The following is a 15,468-nucleotide window of genomic DNA, read 5'->3' as shown; positions in this document are numbered from 1 at the left end:
CAAGTCGCCGCGAACCGGCCCTGCGCCCCACGGTTGCAGGGCTTAAAGAGCGACTCTCTGATGAGTGAGGATTAAGCATCATGGCTTACAGCGAAAAGGTCATCGACCACTACGAAAACCCGCGCAACGTCGGCAAGATGAACGCGGAAGACCCGGATGTCGGCACTGGCATGGTCGGCGCTCCGGCGTGCGGCGATGTCATGCGCCTGCAAATCAAGGTCAACGATCAGGGCGTTATCGAAGACGCCAAGTTCAAGACCTACGGCTGCGGTTCGGCAATCGCTTCCAGCTCCCTCGCCACGGAGTGGATGAAGGGCAAGACCCTGGATGAAGCCGAAACCATCAAGAACACCCAGCTGGCCGAAGAATTGGCCCTGCCGCCAGTGAAAATTCACTGCTCGGTACTGGCTGAAGACGCTATCAAAGCGGCTGTTCGCGATTACAAGCAGAAGAAAGGCTTGATCTGACTTTCTGGATTTGGCGACGAGTAAGGAGTCAACGATGGCTATCAGCATGACAGAAGCGGCTGCTCAGCACGTGCGACGCTCCCTCAACGGGCGCGGCAAAGGTGAAGGGATTCGTCTGGGTGTTCGCACCACAGGTTGTTCCGGCCTTGCCTACGTGCTGGAGTTTGTCGACGAGGTGGTTGAAGAGGATCAGGTGTTCGAAAGTCACGGCGAGAAAGTGATCATCGACCCGAAAAGCCTGGCCTACCTGGACGGCACCGAACTCGATTTCGTCAAGGAAGGGTTGAACGAAGGCTTCAAGTTCAACAACCCCAACGTGCGCGGTGAATGTGGCTGCGGCGAAAGCTTCAACATCTGAGGCTTGTCGTGGGTATTCCTTGTCATTTCGCTTTATTCGAGCTGCAACCGAGCTTCCGTCTGGATCTCGAGCAGTTGGCCACGCGCTACCGTGAGTTGGCGCGCGGCGTTCATCCTGACCGTTTTGCCGACGCTTCCGAGCGCGAGCAGCGGTCGGCGCTCGAGCAGTCTGCGCGGCTCAATGATGCTTATCAGACGCTCAAGAGCCCGCCGCAGCGTGCGCGCTATCTGCTGAAAGTCAGCGGTCATGAAGTGCCGATGGAAGTCACGGTTCACGACCCCGAGTTTCTTCTGCAGCAGATGCAGTGGCGCGAAGAGCTCGAAGACCTCCAGGACAGCGCCGATCTGGACGGTGTCGCGGTGTTCAAGCGTCGCTTGAAAGTGGCTCAGGAAGAACTCAACGAAAGCTTCGCAGCCTGTTGGGATGATGCAGCGCAACGCGAACAGGCCGAACGCCTGATGCGACGCATGCAATTCCTCGACAAGCTCACCTACGAAGTGCGCCAGTTAGAAGAGCGCCTCGACGATTAACCCAGTGCCGCTCCGGTCGCACGCCTGATATACAGATAAGTCCTGATCACGATGGCCCTACTGCAGATCGCCGAACCCGGCCAAAGTCCTCAACCGCACCAGCGTCGTCTGGCTGTGGGGATCGACTTGGGCACTACCAATTCGCTGGTCGCTGCGTTGCGCAGTGGTCTTTCCGAGCCATTGGCCGACGCTGACGGGCAGGTCATCCTGCCGTCTGCCGTGCGTTACCACGCCGATCGCGTCGAAGTCGGCGAGTCGGCCAAGCTGGCCGCCGCTTCCGATCCTTTGAACACCGTGCTGTCGGTCAAGCGCTTGATGGGTCGTGGTCTGTCCGACGTCAAGCAGTTGGGCGAGCAACTGCCATACCGCTTTGTCGGTGGCGAGTCGCACATGCCGTTCATCGACACCGTGCAAGGCCCGAAAAGCCCGGTCGAAGTTTCCGCCGATATCCTCAAGGTGTTGCGTCAGCGTGCTGAAGCGACGTTGGGTGGCGAACTGGTCGGTGCGGTAATCACCGTTCCGGCGTATTTCGACGATGCCCAGCGCCAGGCCACCAAGGATGCGGCGAAACTCGCCGGTCTGAATGTGCTGCGCCTGCTCAATGAGCCGACCGCCGCCGCTGTGGCTTACGGTCTGGATCAGCACGCTGAAGGCCTCGTAGCGATTTATGACTTGGGCGGCGGCACCTTCGATATTTCGATTTTGCGTCTGACTGGCGGTGTTTTCGAAGTCCTGGCCACCGGCGGCGATAGCGCGCTGGGCGGCGATGACTTCGATCACGCGATTGCCGGCTGGATCATCGATAGTGCGGGTCTGTCCGCCGATCTCGATCCGGGCGCACAACGTAATCTGCTGCAAACCGCCTGCGCGGCCAAAGAAGCCCTGACCGATGCGGCCAGTGTTGAAGTTGCCTATGGCGACTGGAAAGCACAGCTGACCCGCGAAGCCTTCGATGCGCTGATCGAGCCGATGGTCGCGCGTAGCCTGAAAGCCTGCCGCCGCGCCGTTCGCGATTCCGGCGTCGAGCTGGATGATGTACACGCCGTGGTCATGGTCGGCGGTTCGACTCGCGTTCCTCGTGTTCGTGAAGCCGTCGCCGAAGCGTTCGGTCGTCAGCCGTTGACTGAAATCGATCCGGATCAAGTGGTGGCCATCGGGGCCGCGATCCAGGCCGATACCCTGGCTGGCAACAAGCGCGATGGCGGCGAACTGCTGCTGCTCGACGTGATTCCGTTGTCCCTGGGGCTGGAAACCATGGGCGGCCTGATGGAGAAGGTGATTCCGCGCAACACCACCATTCCTGTCGCTCGCGCACAAGATTTCACCACTTATAAAGACGGCCAGTCGGCCATGGCGATCCACGTATTGCAGGGCGAGCGCGAGCTGATCAGCGATTGCCGCTCGCTGGCGCGCTTTGAATTGCGTGGCATTCCAGCAATGGTGGCCGGTGCGGCGAAGATTCGCGTGACCTTCCAGGTCGATGCCGACGGTCTGCTCAGTGTTTCCGCCCGTGAACTGGGTTCGGGCGTTGAGGCGAGCATTCAGGTCAAGCCGTCCTACGGCCTGACTGACGGCGAAATCGCCAAAATGCTGAAAGATTCGTTCCAGCATGCCAATGACGACAAGGTCGCCCGCGTCCTGCGCGAGCAGCAAGTTGATGCCCAGCGCCTGATTGAAGCGGTGCAGGGCGCTCTGGAGGCTGATGGCGAGCGTTTGCTCGACGCCGAAGAGCGCATGGTCATCGACATGCAAGTGCAGGAACTGACCGAACTGATGAAAGGTACTGATGGTTACGCCATCGAGCAGCAGACCAAGCGTCTGTCGCAAGTGACCGATGCTTTTGCTGCCCGCCGCATGGATCTGACGGTGAAAGCCGCTCTGTCGGGGCGCAATCTGAATGAAATCGAGGATATCTGATGCCGCAGGTCATTTTTCTGCCCCACGAGAAGTTTTGCCCGGATGGCATGGTTGTGGAGGCTGAGCCGGGGACTTCCATTCTCGAGCTGGCCCACGAACACCATATCGAGATGGAAAGCGCCTGTGGTGGCGTCTGCGCTTGCACTACTTGTCACTGCATCATTCGTGAAGGCTTTGACTCGCTGGAAGAAGCGGACGAGCTGGAAGAAGATTTTCTTGATCGGGCCTGGGGTCTGGAAGCGCAATCGCGTCTAGGCTGTCAGGCGATTGTCGGGACTGAAGACCTGACCGTTGAAATTCCGAAATACTCGCTCAACCATGCTGCCGAAGCGCCGCACTGATTCAAGGAAGCTGACATGAGTCTGAAATGGGTTGATGTGCAGGAAATCGCTATCCAGCTGGCAGAAAGCAAGCCGGATGTTGATCCAAGATCGCTTAACTTCGTCGATCTGCGCAAATGGGTGATGGAATTGCCCGAGTTCGATGATGCGCCGGATCGCAGTGGCGAGAAAGTTTTGGAGGCCATTCAGGCCTACTGGATCGAAGAGCTCGACTGAGCCCACGCTACAGGTTAGGCAATACCCAAGAACCCGCGTATAATTCGCGGGTTTAATTTTTCGCAAATTACCGTTTCTGGAGTTACACCATGGCTGTTCAACGTACTTTCTCCATCATCAAGCCTGACGCAGTTGCAAAAAACGTCATCGGCGAGATCACCACTCGTTTCGAAAAAGCAGGCCTGCGCGTTGTAGCTTCGAAACTGAAGCAACTGTCCAAAGCTGAAGCTGAAGGCTTCTACGCTGAGCACAGCGCTCGTGGTTTCTTCGGCGATCTGGTTTCCTTCATGATCTCCGGTCCAGTTGTTGTTCAGGTTCTGGAAGGCGAAAACGCTATCGCTCTGAACCGTGAGCTGATGGGCGCTACCAACCCTAAAGAAGCTGCTGCCGGCACCATCCGCGCTGATTTCGCTGATTCCATCGACGCCAACGCTGTTCACGGTTCGGACTCCGAAGCCGCAGCTGCTCGTGAAATCTCGTACTTCTTCGCAGCTACTGAAGTAACCACTCGCTAAGCATTGGCTTAAGAGTGAAGGTGAATCCATGACTACATCGACTGTAAAAACCAACCTGCTGGGTCTGACTCAACAGGAAATGGAAAAATTCTTCGACTCAATCGGGGAGAAGCGTTTCCGTGCCGGTCAGGTAATGAAATGGATTCACCACTTTGGTGTCGATGATTTCGACGCCATGACGAACGTCAGCAAGGCCTTGCGCGACAAGCTCAAGGCTATTGCTGAGGTCCGTGGTCCTGAAGTGGTCAGCGAGGACATTTCCAGCGACGGCACCCGTAAGTGGGTGGTGCGCGTGGCGTCCGGCAGCTGTGTCGAGACCGTGTACATTCCCCAAGGCAAACGCGGCACTCTATGCGTTTCGTCCCAGGCAGGCTGTGCCCTGGACTGCAGTTTCTGCTCCACCGGCAAGCAAGGCTTCAATAGCAACCTCACCGCCGCCGAAGTCATCGGCCAGGTGTGGATTGCCAACAAATCTTTCGGCAGCGTCCCGGCAACCGTCGACCGTGCCATCACCAACGTGGTGATGATGGGCATGGGTGAGCCGCTGCTGAACTTCGACAACGTCGTGGCCGCCATGCATCTGATGATGGATGACCTCGGCTACGGGATCTCCAAGCGCCGCGTGACCCTGTCCACGTCGGGTGTGGTGCCGATGATCGATGAGCTGGCCAAGCACATCGACGTCTCCCTGGCGTTGTCCCTGCACGCACCGAATGACGCATTGCGTAACCAATTGGTGCCGATCAACAAGAAATATCCGCTTAAGATGCTGCTCGAATCGTGCCAGCGCTACATGTCCGCCCTTGGCGAGAAGCGTGTGCTGACCATCGAGTACACCTTGCTCAAGGACATCAACGATAAAGTTGAGCATGCGGTGGAAATGATCGAGTTGCTGAAGAACATTCCGTGCAAGATCAACCTGATCCCGTTCAACCCGTTCCCGCATTCCGGGTACGAGCGGCCTAGCAACAACGCTATCCGCCGGTTCCAGGATCAGCTGCATCAGGCCGGTTTCAACGTCACCGTGCGCACCACCCGTGGTGAAGACATCGACGCCGCTTGTGGTCAATTGGTAGGGCAGGTGCTGGATCGCACCCGCCGCAGCGAACGTTACATCGCCGTGCGTGAGTTGAACGCCGACGGCGATCTGGCACAGAACGCTGCGAACACTAACTAAGAGAGGATCTCTATGTCCCTGCGCTTTGCGCTGCTGTTGCTGTTGGCCAGCCTGTGTGCTGGTTGTGTCCTGTCGGGTGACTACAACCCGATGAAGACCAGCAAGGGCCGCGACGAGGCGCGCGCTGCCTATGTGCAGTTGGGACTGGGATACTTGCAGCAAGGCATGACCGAGCGGGCCAAGGTGCCGCTGAAGAAGGCGCTGGATCTGGACGACTCGGATCCTGACGCCAATGCTGCCCTCGGGCTGGTGTTTCAGGCCGAAATGGAGCCGAAACTGGCTGACGAGCACTTTCGCAAGGCCTTGTCCGGTCGCCCCTCCGATGCGCGCATCCTCAACAACTACGGCAGTTTTCTCTACGAAGAACAGCGTTACAAGGAAGCCTACGAGCGTTTTGAACAGGCCGCCGCCGATACCCTGTATCCTGAGCGTTCGCGTGTGTTCGAAAACCTCGGCATGACCGCATCGAAGCTGGGGCAGCGCGATCTGGCGCAGCAGCAACTGGAAAAAGCCCTGCGACTGAACCGTCAACAACCGCGCGCGCTGCTCGAAATGGCTGAGTTGTCATTCGAAGACAGGCATTATGTGCCCGCACGTGACTATTACGAGCGTTTCAGCCTGCTTACCGAACAAAATGCACGTAGTCTATTGCTCGGTGTTCGGCTGGCAAAAGTGTTTGAAAATCGCGACAAGGCCGCCAGTTATGGCCTGCAATTAAAACGACTCTATCCCGGTACGCCGGAATATCAGCAATACCTGTCGGAGCAATGATGAAAGCGGCGCATCCCGAAGTTGTAGCAGCGAATCGCGTTAACCCCGGTGAGACCCTGCGCCAGGCACGCGAAAGCAATGGCTGGTCGCTGGCCGAAGTGGCCCTCAAGCTCAACCTCACCGTGACTTCCCTGAGTAATCTTGAAGCCGGCGCTTTCGACAAGCTGCCGGGGCATACCTTCGCTCGCGGTTACATTCGCGCCTATGCCAAGTTGCTCGGCATGGACCAGACCGTTCTGGTTCAACAGTTCGACCAGTCCACCGGCACCGACTCCCAGGGCAGCAATGTCCATGCGCTCGGTCGTATCGAAGAGCCGGTGCGTGTTTCTCACACCATTTTGCGTATCGTCAGCCTGCTGTTGCTGATCGCGGTCATCGGCGGTGGTTTCGTCTGGTGGCAGGATCAGACTTCGCAGCGTAGCAAAGACTTGACCAGCCTGGCTCCGGAGCACGTCGAAGTCGAAGGCGCCGATGGCACCACGCAGATTCACCCGATCGATGAGCCGGAAGATCAGGCCGTCGCCGAAAATCAGGCCGAGGGCGCAACCGCTCTGGCGCTGCCGCAATCGGAAACTACCGCTGAATCGACCGGCGCCGAGCCTGCCGCTCCGGCAACCGCTCCAACTGCACCAGCTGCTCCCGTTGCAACGCCAACTGCACCGGTTCATACGCCCGCGCCAGTGGTCGCCACTCCGGCCACCCCGGCTACGAACGTACCGGCCACTCCAGCGCCGACCGTCACCGCACCGGTTGTTCCTGCGACGCCTGCACCAATCGCAGAAGCGACCGCACCGCTCGCCGGGGAAGGTCAGGTGCAACTGCAGTTCACCGCCGATTGCTGGGCACAGGTTACCGATGGCCGCGGCAAAGTACTGTTCAGTGGTCTGAAGCACAAAGGCGATAACGTATCCGTTAGCGGTAAACCACCGCTTGCCGTGCGTCTGGGCGTGGCCCGCGCGGCACAGGTCAGCTACAACGGCCAGCCGGTCGATATCGCTCCGTTCACCAGTGGCGAGACTGCTCGCCTGAAGTTGGGTCAATAAGTCATGCACGGCGAATCTCCAATCAAACGTCGCGAATCGCGCAAGATCTGGGTCGGCAACGTACCGGTGGGCGGCGATGCGCCTATCGCTGTGCAGAGCATGACCAACAGCGACACCAATGATGTTGCCGCCACCGTGGCGCAGATCAACCGTCTGGAAGCCGCCGGCGTCGACATCGTCCGCGTTTCGGTGCCGGACATGGACGCCGCCGAGGCGTTCGGCAGAATCAAGCAACTGGTCAAGGTGCCGTTGGTTGCCGACATCCACTTCGACTACAAGATCGCCTTGCGCGTAGCCGAACTGGGTGTGGACTGCCTGCGCATCAATCCGGGCAACATCGGCCGTGAAGACCGCGTGCGTGCCGTGGTTGATGCTGCCCGTGATCGCGGGATCCCGATCCGCATCGGCGTCAACGCCGGTTCCCTGGAAAAAGACCTGCAAAAGAAATACGGCGAGCCGACCCCGGCTGCGCTGGTTGAATCGGCCCTGCGTCATGTCGAGCACCTCGAACGCCTGAATTTCCAGGACTTCAAGGTCAGCGTGAAGGCATCCGACGTGTTCATGGCCGTCGAAGCCTACCGTCTGCTGGCGAAAGAAATCGTGCAGCCACTGCACCTGGGCATCACCGAAGCCGGTGGATTGCGTTCGGGCACAGTGAAATCCGCCGTGGGCCTAGGTATGCTGCTCGCCGAGGGGATTGGCGATACTATCCGCATCTCGCTGGCGGCCGACCCGGTCGAAGAAGTGAAAGTCGGTTACGACATCCTCAAGTCTTTGCATTTGCGTTCCCGTGGCATCAACTTCATCGCCTGCCCGAGCTGCTCGCGGCAGAACTTCGATGTGGTCAAGACCATGAACGAGCTGGAAGGGCGCCTTGAAGACCTGCTGGTGCCGCTGGATGTCGCGGTGATCGGTTGTGTGGTCAACGGCCCCGGCGAAGCCAAGGAAGCCCATATCGGCTTGACCGGCGGCACGCCAAACCTGATTTACATCGATGGCAAGCCGTCGCAGAAACTGACGAATGACAATCTGGTGGACGAGCTGGAAAGGCTGATCCGCCAGAAAGCGGCCGAGAAGGTCGAAGCTGACGCAGCGGTTATCGCGCGCGGCTGAGCCTGACCGAAAGCCGAACGAATTTAAGGATTTATAGTGAGCAAGTCATTGCAAGCCATCCGTGGCATGAACGACATCCTGCCCGAACAGACCCCGCTGTGGCGTTATTTCGAGAGCACGGTCGCGCGTCTGCTGGATAACTACGGTTACAAGCAGATCCGCATGCCGATCGTCGAGTTCACCGAGCTGTTCAAGCGCTCCATAGGTGAAGTGACCGACATTGTTGAAAAAGAGATGTACACCTTCGAAGACCGCAACGGTGACTCCCTGACCCTGCGTCCTGAAGGCACCGCGGCGTGCGTGCGTGCCGTGCTCGAGCATGGCATCACCGGCGGCGGCCAAGTGCAGAAGCTCTGGTACATCGGCCCGATGTTCCGCCACGAGCGTCCGCAGAAAGGCCGTTATCGTCAGTTCCACCAGATCGGTCTGGAGGTGTTCAACCTCGACGGTCCGGACATCGATGCCGAGCTGATCATCATGACCTGGCGCCTGTGGGGCGAGCTGGGCATTCGTGATGCGGTCAAACTCGAACTCAACAGCCTCGGCACCAGCGAGTCCCGTGGTCGTTATCGTGAAGCGCTGGTCGAGTACCTCTCTGCGCACCACGACAAGCTCGACGAAGACAGCCAGCGTCGCCTGAAAACCAACCCGCTGCGCGTGCTCGACACCAAAAATGCCGACACCCAGGCCGTGCTGGTCGATGCGCCGAAGATGGCGGATTACCTCGACGACGAATCCCGTGCCCACTTTGAAGGCCTGAAGGCCCGTCTGGATGCCGTTGGCATTCCTTACGTGCTCAACCCGAAGCTGGTTCGTGGCCTCGATTACTACAGCAAAACCGTTTTCGAATGGGTCACCGATAAGCTCGGCGCCCAGGGCACTGTTTGCGCGGGCGGCCGTTACGACGGTCTGGTCGAGCAGATGGGCGGCAAGCCGACCACCGGCGTTGGTTTCGCCATGGGCATCGAACGTCTGGTGCTGATGCTCGAAACCCTGGAGCAGATCCCGGAAGAAATCTCGCGTCAGGTCGATGTCTATCTCTGCGCCTTCGGTGAAGAAGCCGAGCTGGCGGGTCTGGCCTTGGCCGAACGTGTACGTGATCAGCTTCCAAACCTGCGTCTGCAAGTCAATGCCGGCGCCGGCAGCTTCAAAAGCCAGTTCAAGAAAGCCGACAAGAGCGGTGCGCTGTACGCACTGATCCTGGGTGACGACGAAATGGCCCAGCAAGTGGTAGGTTTCAAACCCCTGCGTGGCCAGGGCGAACAACAAAGCATTGCCTGGGATGCGCTTGCCGCTCACCTGGCCACCTGCGTCGTGCAGGGTTGAAGCTGTCTTAACAGCCGATTTAGCGATTAAGGAGTATTGGGGTGTCGAGTACCGAAGACGAACAGTTGGCGGATTTGAAAGACTGGTGGACACGCAACGGCAAACCTCTGGTCACCGGCGGCCTGTTGGCGCTGGTCATCGTGTTCGGCTGGCAGGCTTATCACAAGTATCAGGGCAACCAGTCGCAAGGCGCCTCGGTGCTCTATCAGCAACTGCTGGAAACCACGCTGACCCCGGACGGCAAGCCTGACGCAGCCCGCGTTGCGGATCTGGCCGGCAAGCTCAACAGCGAGTTCGGCGGCACTGCCTACGCGCAGTACGGCAGCCTGTTCGTGGCCAAGGTTGCTGTCGACAGCGGCAAGCTGGATGACGCGGCGACCGAGCTGAAGGCCATCGTCGACAAACCGGCCAACCCGGCGCTGGGCGAAATCGCCCGTCAGCGTCTGGCACAGGTGCTGGGCGCGCAGAACAAGGCCGAAGACGCCCTGAAGCTGCTCGATGGCGATGCCGACAAAGCATTCCTGGCCACTCGCGAAGAACTCAAGGGCGACCTGCTGGTGCAGCTGGGCCGTACCGATGACGCGAACAAGGCGTATCAAAAAGCCAAGGCGGCACTGTCGGATGAAGCGGCGGTCGGTGGCCTTCAAATCAAGCTCGACGACCTGGCCAAAGGGGATGCGTGACGTGATCCGTTGGAAGCATGCAGCATTGCTGGCTCTGGCCCTTCTGGCCGCGGGTTGCAGCAGCAACAGTAAAAAAGAATTGCCACCGGCCGAGCTGACCGACTTCAAAGAAGAAGTGGTTCTGCAAAAGCAGTGGAGTCGTTCGATCGGTGACGGTCAGGGCGAAACCTACAACATGCTGGTGCCGGCGATCGACGGTGACACCATCTACGCGGCCGATGTGACCGGCGTGGTGATGGCCATGGATCGCAGCAACGGCGACGTGAAATGGAAACAGGATCTCGAACTGCCTGTCTCCGGCGCCGTTGGCGTGGGTTACGGTCTGGTTCTGATCGGTACGCTGCGTGGCGAAGTCGTCGCTCTGGACACCATCAACGGTGAAGAGAAGTGGCGTGCTCGCGTGAACAGCGAAGTCCTCGCGCCGCCGGCCAACAACGGCGACGTGGTGGTGGTGCAGACTCAGGACGATCGTCTGATCGGTCTGGATGCCTCCACCGGTACTCAACGCTGGGTGTATGACAGCACTCCGGCCGTTCTGACCCTGCGTGGCACCAGTGCACCGCTGGTGACCAACCGCCTCGCGGTGGCGGGTCTGTCGACCGGTAAAGTGGTCGCTCTGGACATTTCCAACGGCGTACCGGTGTGGGAACAACGCATCGCGATTCCACAGGGTCGTTCGGAACTGGAACGCGTTGTCGACATCGATGGCGGTCTGCTGCTTTCCGGCGGCACACTGTACGTTGCCAGCTATCAGGGTCGCGTTGCGGCACTGGATCTGGAAAGCGGTCGTCAACTCTGGCAGCGCGATGCGTCGAGCTACGCCGGTATTGCTCAGGGTTTCGGCAGTGTTTACGTGAGCCTGTCTTCGGGCACCGTTGAAGGCGTCGACGAGCGTTCCACCACCGCGCTGTGGAGCAACGACTCGCTGGCTCGCCGTCAACTGTCGGCTCCGGAAGTGTTCTCCAGCTACGTGGCTGTGGGTGACCTGGAAGGTTATCTGCATCTGCTAAGTCAGGTCGACGGTCGTTTCGTCGGCCGTGAGCGCATCGACAGCGACGGCCTGCGTGCCCGTCCGCTGGTGGTGGGTGACACGATTTATGTGTATGGCAACAGCGGCAAACTGGAAGCCCTGACCATCAAGTAACAACTATGCTTGGGGATAACACCCCAGGCAGCTTCACTTGTGGGAGTGAACCTGTTCGCCCTCACAGTGTTGCCCCGAGCACCAGCCGCTGCCTAGCAGCGGCTTTTGTATTTTCTGAAATAACGAAGTGGAGAGCCGCATGGTTCCCGTAATCGCCCTGGTGGGCCGACCGAACGTCGGCAAATCCACCTTGTTCAACCGCCTGACCAGGACTCGCGACGCCATCGTCGGCGACTTGTCCGGTCTGACCCGTGATCGCCAGTACGGTGAGGCCAAGTGGCAAGGGCGTTCCTACATTCTGGTCGACACCGGTGGTATCTCCGGTGACGAGCACGGTATGGACGAAAAAATGGCCGAGCAGTCGCTGCTGGCCATTGAAGAAGCAGATGTTGTGCTGTTCCTGGTAGATGCCAAGGCCGGTTTTACCGCCGCCGACCAAATGATCGCCGAACACTTGCGCAAACGTAACAAGCGCTCCTACGTGGTTGCCAACAAGGTCGACAACATCGATCCGGAAATGGCCCGCGCTGAATTTGCTCCGTTGGGCATGGGGCACGCGATTCCGATCGCCGGTGCTCACGGCCGTGGCATCACTCAGATGCTGGAAATCGCCCTGGGTGATTTCCCGAGAGACGAAGAAGAGCCGGAAGACGGCGAAGAAGAACTCGTTGCCGAAGGCGAGGAAGCCAAGCGCATTCCTGGCCCGAGCGAAAAAGACGGGATCAAGATCGCCATCATCGGTCGTCCGAACGTTGGTAAGTCGACCCTGGTCAACCGCATGCTCGGTGAAGACCGGGTAATTGTCTATGACCAGCCCGGCACCACCCGTGACAGTATCTACATCCCGTTCGAACGGAATGAAGAGAAGTACACGCTGATCGACACAGCCGGTGTGCGCAAGCGCGGCAAGATCCACGAAGAAGTCGAAAAATTCTCCGTGGTCAAAACCCTGCAGGCGATCAAAGACGCCAACGTGGTGATCTTCGTGATGGACGCCCGCGAAGGTGTGGTCGATCACGACCTCAACCTGCTGGGCTTTGCCATCGAGTCGGGTCGTGCGCTGGTGATCGCGATCAACAAGTGGGACGGTATGACGCCGAGCGAACGCGACTTCGTGAAGGTCGAGCTGCAGCGTCGTCTGTTCTTCGTTGACTACGCCGACATCCACTTCATCTCGGCGCTGCACGGTACTGGCGTGGGCAACCTCTACGCTTCCGTACAGAACTCGTTCAAGTCGGCGGTCACCCGCTGGCCGACCAACCGTCTGACCCAGATTCTGGAAGACGCTGTTGGGGAGCACGCGCCACCGATGGTCAACAACCGCCGGATCAAGCTGCGTTACGCCCACTTGGGTGGTGCAAACCCGCCGATCATCGTGATCCACGGTAACCAGATCGAGAAAGTACCGAAGTCGTATGTGCGCTATCTGGAGAACACTTACCGTCGTGTGCTGAAGCTGGTCGGTACGCCGATCCGCATCGAGTTCAAGGGCGGCGAGAACCCGTACGAAGGCAACAAAAACACGCTGACCGACCGCCAGGTCAACAGGAAGCGTCGGATGATGTCGCACACCAAGAAAGCCGACAAGAAGCGCCGCGACAAGAAGTGATCCGAGGCCCTGCACAATTTTGTGTGGGGCTTTTGTGGTGAGGGGATTTATCCCCGATGGGCTGCGCAGCAGCCTCAAAACCTGTGCCCGCGGTGTATCAGTCAAACCGCATTCAACGGATTTGCGACTGCTTCGCAGCCGATCGGGGATAAATCCCCTCGCCACAGGTATCGCGGTGTTTTACAAAGAAGAAGGGCGCCGGTTGGCGCCCTTTTTTTATGGGCGCCGGATGGGCTATTCTCGGGCTCTCCCGCGCCGTCGTCAGAGCCGGGTGTTGAGCAGGGAACCCCCGATGATCACCAGTAAGCTGCCGAATGTCGGCATCACTATTTTCACGCAGATGTCTCAGCTCGCGGCGCAGACCGGTGCCATCAACCTGTCCCAGGGTTTTCCTGATTTCGACGGCCCGCAGTCCCTGCTCGATGCGGTCGGTCGGCATATTGCCAGTGGCCACAACCAGTATTCGCCGATGACCGGTCTGCCGGCGCTGCGTGAGCAGATCGCGGCAAAAATCGTCCGCAGCTATGGCGTGAGCGTGGATGCTGACAGCGAACTGACGGTGACCCCGGGAGCGACCCAGGCGATCTTCTGTGCGATTCAGGCAGTTATCCACAGCGGCGACGAAGTCATCGTCTTCGACCCGTGTTACGACAGTTATGTACCTGCAACGGAGCTGGCCGGCGGTCGCTGCGTGCATGTGCAGTTGGCAAGCGACGACTTTTCCATCGATTTCGAGCAACTCAGCGCTGCCATCACGCCGCGCACGCGAATGATCGTCCTCAACACCCCGCACAACCCGAGCGGTGCCCTGATCAGCCGTGCCGAGCTGGATCAACTGGCCGCATTGATCCGCGATCGCGACATCTATCTGATAAGCGATGAGGTCTATGAACATCTGGTATTCGACGGCGTGCCGCATGTCAGCGTGCTCGCTCACGAAGAGCTGTATCAACGCGCCTTCGTGGTCAGCTCGTTCGGCAAGACTTATCACGTCACTGGCTGGAAAACCGGTTATGTTGTCGCGCCGCCAGCGCTGACTGCCGAATTGCGCAAAGTGCATCAGTACGTGAGTTTCTGCGGCGTCACGCCGCTGCAATATGCCTTGGCTGATTACATGGCCGAGCACCCGGAGCACGTCGAAGAGTTGCCGGGCTTCTATCAGGCCAAACGCGATCTGTTCTGCGATCTGCTGGCACCGTCGCGATTCAGCTTTACCCGGGTCACCGGTACTTATTTCCAACTGGTCGATTACTCGCAGATTCGTCCCGACCTGAACGATGTCGAGATGGCCATGTGGATGACCCGCGAACACGGCGTGGCGAGCATTCCGGTGTCGGTGTTCTATCAGAGCCCACCCGAAGGCCAGCGCCTGGTGCGTCTGTGCTTTGCCAAACGCGAGGAGACGCTGCGCGAAGCGGCGGCAAAACTATGCGTGATCTGAGTATGTTGCCCGATCTCAATCTGGCGCTGATCCAGACCAGCCTGGCCTGGCATGATCGTCAGGCCAATCTCGAGCATTTCGATGTGTTGCTGGAGCAGGCGCGGGGGGCGGATCTGATTATCCTGCCGGAGATGTTCACCACCGGTTTTTCCATGGAATCAGAAACCCTCGCCGAAGCCGAGAACGGCCCGACCAGCAAATGGCTGCGGGTTCAGTCGGCGAAGCTCAACGCGGTGATCACCGGCAGTGTCATTATTCAGGCCGCCGACGGTAGCCATCGCAATCGCCTGTTGTGGGCGCGGCCCGACGGTGAAGTGCTGCATTACGACAAGCGCCATCTGTTCCGCATGGCCGGCGAGCACAACCATTACACCCCCGGCGAGCGCCAGGTGCAGTTCGAACTCAAGGGCTGGCGGATTCGGCCGCTGATTTGCTATGACCTGCGCTTCCCGGTGTGGAGCCGGGATGCGCAAGACACCGATCTGCTGCTCTACACCGCCAACTGGCCCGGCGCGCGTCGTCTGCACTGGAATCGTCTGTTGCCGGCCCGGGCCATCGAAAACCTCTGTTACGTGGCGGCGGTCAATCGCGTCGGTACCGATGGCAAGGGTTTCGCGTACACGGGAGACAGTCAGGTGCTGGATTTCCAGGGTGAGACGTTGCTGGCGGCGGGGGAGGCTGATGGGGTGTTCAAGGCCGTGCTGGAAGCGGCACCACTGGCGGCTTACCGCGAAAGATTCCCGGCTAATCTGGACGCCGACACCTTCGAACTCACCTGAAATTCAAGCGGTGACGGGGAGGGCCCTTTCGCGAGCAG

General features: G+C 59.2%; 17 protein-coding genes. All 17 read left to right on the top strand.

Features of this window, described 5'->3' with window-relative positions; translation table 11 throughout:
• Positions 1-80: 80 nt before the first annotated feature.
• The 17 genes from iscU to ACA043_RS23990 all read left to right on the top strand — a co-directional run bounded on the left by iscU (position 81) and on the right by ACA043_RS23990 (position 15,430).
• Positions 81-467 carry a Fe-S cluster assembly scaffold IscU gene (gene iscU, locus ACA043_RS24070; protein WP_003227907.1) on the top strand — a complete coding sequence of 129 codons (387 nt, stop codon included), beginning with the start codon at positions 81-83 and terminating at the stop codon, positions 465-467.
• A 34-nt stretch (positions 468-501) separates the two neighbouring features.
• The gene (iscA, locus tag ACA043_RS24065) at positions 502-825 is read left to right on the top strand and encodes an iron-sulfur cluster assembly protein IscA (protein WP_157710466.1); all 324 of its coding nucleotides are present in this window, start codon (positions 502-504) and stop codon (positions 823-825) included.
• Between the two features lie 8 nt (positions 826-833).
• The gene (hscB, locus tag ACA043_RS24060; RefSeq protein WP_187680637.1) at positions 834-1,355 is read left to right on the top strand and encodes a co-chaperone HscB; all 522 of its coding nucleotides are present in this window, start codon (positions 834-836) and stop codon (positions 1,353-1,355) included.
• 51 nt (positions 1,356-1,406) lie between these two features.
• Complete coding sequence (gene hscA, locus ACA043_RS24055; RefSeq protein ID WP_489878770.1) at positions 1,407-3,272, top strand: Fe-S protein assembly chaperone HscA; 1,866 nt, start codon at positions 1,407-1,409, stop codon at positions 3,270-3,272.
• Entirely contained in the window at positions 3,272-3,613 is a 342-nt protein-coding gene (fdx, locus tag ACA043_RS24050) for an ISC system 2Fe-2S type ferredoxin (protein WP_010452763.1), read from the top strand. Before hscA ends, fdx begins: the two co-directional genes overlap by 1 nt.
• A 15-nt stretch (positions 3,614-3,628) precedes the next feature.
• A complete protein-coding gene (gene iscX / locus ACA043_RS24045; RefSeq protein ID WP_194691274.1) occupies positions 3,629-3,829 on the top strand; it encodes a Fe-S cluster assembly protein IscX in 201 nt (66 codons plus the stop codon).
• Between the two features lie 89 nt (positions 3,830-3,918).
• Positions 3,919-4,344, top strand: coding sequence for a nucleoside-diphosphate kinase (ndk, locus tag ACA043_RS24040; protein ID WP_042560926.1), 426 nt, complete (start codon positions 3,919-3,921; stop codon positions 4,342-4,344).
• Positions 4,345-4,372: 28 nt separating this feature from the next.
• Positions 4,373-5,521 carry a dual-specificity RNA methyltransferase RlmN gene (rlmN, locus tag ACA043_RS24035; protein WP_187680634.1) on the top strand — a complete coding sequence of 383 codons (1,149 nt, stop codon included), beginning with the start codon at positions 4,373-4,375 and terminating at the stop codon, positions 5,519-5,521.
• A 12-nt stretch (positions 5,522-5,533) separates the two neighbouring features.
• Positions 5,534-6,292, top strand: a complete 759-nt coding sequence (gene pilW, locus ACA043_RS24030) for a type IV pilus biogenesis/stability protein PilW (protein ID WP_489878771.1) — start codon at positions 5,534-5,536, stop codon at positions 6,290-6,292.
• Positions 6,292-7,335, top strand: a complete 1,044-nt coding sequence (locus ACA043_RS24025; protein WP_497658054.1) for a RodZ domain-containing protein — start codon at positions 6,292-6,294, stop codon at positions 7,333-7,335. The genes pilW and ACA043_RS24025 overlap by 1 nt, the downstream gene beginning before the upstream one ends.
• Positions 7,336-7,338: 3 nt before the next feature.
• Positions 7,339-8,448, top strand: a complete 1,110-nt coding sequence (ispG, locus tag ACA043_RS24020) for a flavodoxin-dependent (E)-4-hydroxy-3-methylbut-2-enyl-diphosphate synthase (protein WP_095190527.1) — start codon at positions 7,339-7,341, stop codon at positions 8,446-8,448.
• Between the two features lie 36 nt (positions 8,449-8,484).
• Complete coding sequence (gene hisS, locus ACA043_RS24015; RefSeq protein WP_201236920.1) at positions 8,485-9,774, top strand: histidine--tRNA ligase; 1,290 nt, start codon at positions 8,485-8,487, stop codon at positions 9,772-9,774.
• Positions 9,775-9,815: 41 nt separating this feature from the next.
• Entirely contained in the window at positions 9,816-10,457 is a 642-nt protein-coding gene (locus tag ACA043_RS24010; RefSeq protein WP_489878773.1) for a YfgM family protein, read from the top strand.
• Entirely contained in the window at positions 10,450-11,601 is a 1,152-nt protein-coding gene (gene bamB, locus ACA043_RS24005) for an outer membrane protein assembly factor BamB (RefSeq protein ID WP_187680629.1), read from the top strand. Before ACA043_RS24010 ends, bamB begins: the two co-directional genes overlap by 8 nt.
• A gap of 139 nt (positions 11,602-11,740) precedes the next feature.
• The gene (gene der, locus ACA043_RS24000) at positions 11,741-13,210 is read left to right on the top strand and encodes a ribosome biogenesis GTPase Der (protein WP_187680628.1); all 1,470 of its coding nucleotides are present in this window, start codon (positions 11,741-11,743) and stop codon (positions 13,208-13,210) included.
• Positions 13,211-13,502: 292 nt separating this feature from the next.
• Positions 13,503-14,651, top strand: a complete 1,149-nt coding sequence (locus ACA043_RS23995; protein WP_497658053.1) for a pyridoxal phosphate-dependent aminotransferase — start codon at positions 13,503-13,505, stop codon at positions 14,649-14,651.
• Positions 14,639-15,430 (top strand): amidohydrolase, encoded by a 792-nt coding sequence (locus ACA043_RS23990; RefSeq protein ID WP_497658052.1) that lies wholly within the window; start codon positions 14,639-14,641, stop codon positions 15,428-15,430. The genes ACA043_RS23995 and ACA043_RS23990 overlap by 13 nt, the downstream gene beginning before the upstream one ends.
• The last annotated feature ends 38 nt before the right edge of the window (positions 15,431-15,468 follow it).

This window comes from Pseudomonas sp. LBUM1648 (genome assembly GCF_059716145.1).
Note: the sequence above shows the minus strand (reverse complement) of the source record. Positions and strands in the feature narration are given on the sequence as shown.

Bases quoted from the DNA above. Each gene is read 5' to 3' on its own strand.
- iscU (WP_003227907.1), top strand. From the start codon at position 81: ATGGCTTACAGCGAAAAGGTCATCGACCACTACGAAAACCCGCGCAAC.
- iscA (WP_157710466.1), top strand. From the start codon at position 502: ATGGCTATCAGCATGACAGAAGCGGCTGCTCAGCACGTGCGACGCTCC.
- hscA (WP_489878770.1), top strand. From the start codon at position 1,407: ATGGCCCTACTGCAGATCGCCGAACCCGGCCAAAGTCCTCAACCGCAC.
- fdx (WP_010452763.1), top strand. From the start codon at position 3,272: ATGCCGCAGGTCATTTTTCTGCCCCACGAGAAGTTTTGCCCGGATGGC.
- iscX (WP_194691274.1), top strand. From the start codon at position 3,629: ATGAGTCTGAAATGGGTTGATGTGCAGGAAATCGCTATCCAGCTGGCA.
- ndk (WP_042560926.1), top strand. From the start codon at position 3,919: ATGGCTGTTCAACGTACTTTCTCCATCATCAAGCCTGACGCAGTTGCA.
- rlmN (WP_187680634.1), top strand. From the start codon at position 4,373: ATGACTACATCGACTGTAAAAACCAACCTGCTGGGTCTGACTCAACAG.
- pilW (WP_489878771.1), top strand. From the start codon at position 5,534: ATGTCCCTGCGCTTTGCGCTGCTGTTGCTGTTGGCCAGCCTGTGTGCT.
- ACA043_RS24025 (WP_497658054.1), top strand. From the start codon at position 6,292: ATGAAAGCGGCGCATCCCGAAGTTGTAGCAGCGAATCGCGTTAACCCC.
- ispG (WP_095190527.1), top strand. From the start codon at position 7,339: ATGCACGGCGAATCTCCAATCAAACGTCGCGAATCGCGCAAGATCTGG.
- bamB (WP_187680629.1), top strand. From the start codon at position 10,450: ATGCGTGACGTGATCCGTTGGAAGCATGCAGCATTGCTGGCTCTGGCC.
- der (WP_187680628.1), top strand. From the start codon at position 11,741: ATGGTTCCCGTAATCGCCCTGGTGGGCCGACCGAACGTCGGCAAATCC.
- ACA043_RS23995 (WP_497658053.1), top strand. From the start codon at position 13,503: ATGATCACCAGTAAGCTGCCGAATGTCGGCATCACTATTTTCACGCAG.
- ACA043_RS23990 (WP_497658052.1), top strand. From the start codon at position 14,639: ATGCGTGATCTGAGTATGTTGCCCGATCTCAATCTGGCGCTGATCCAG.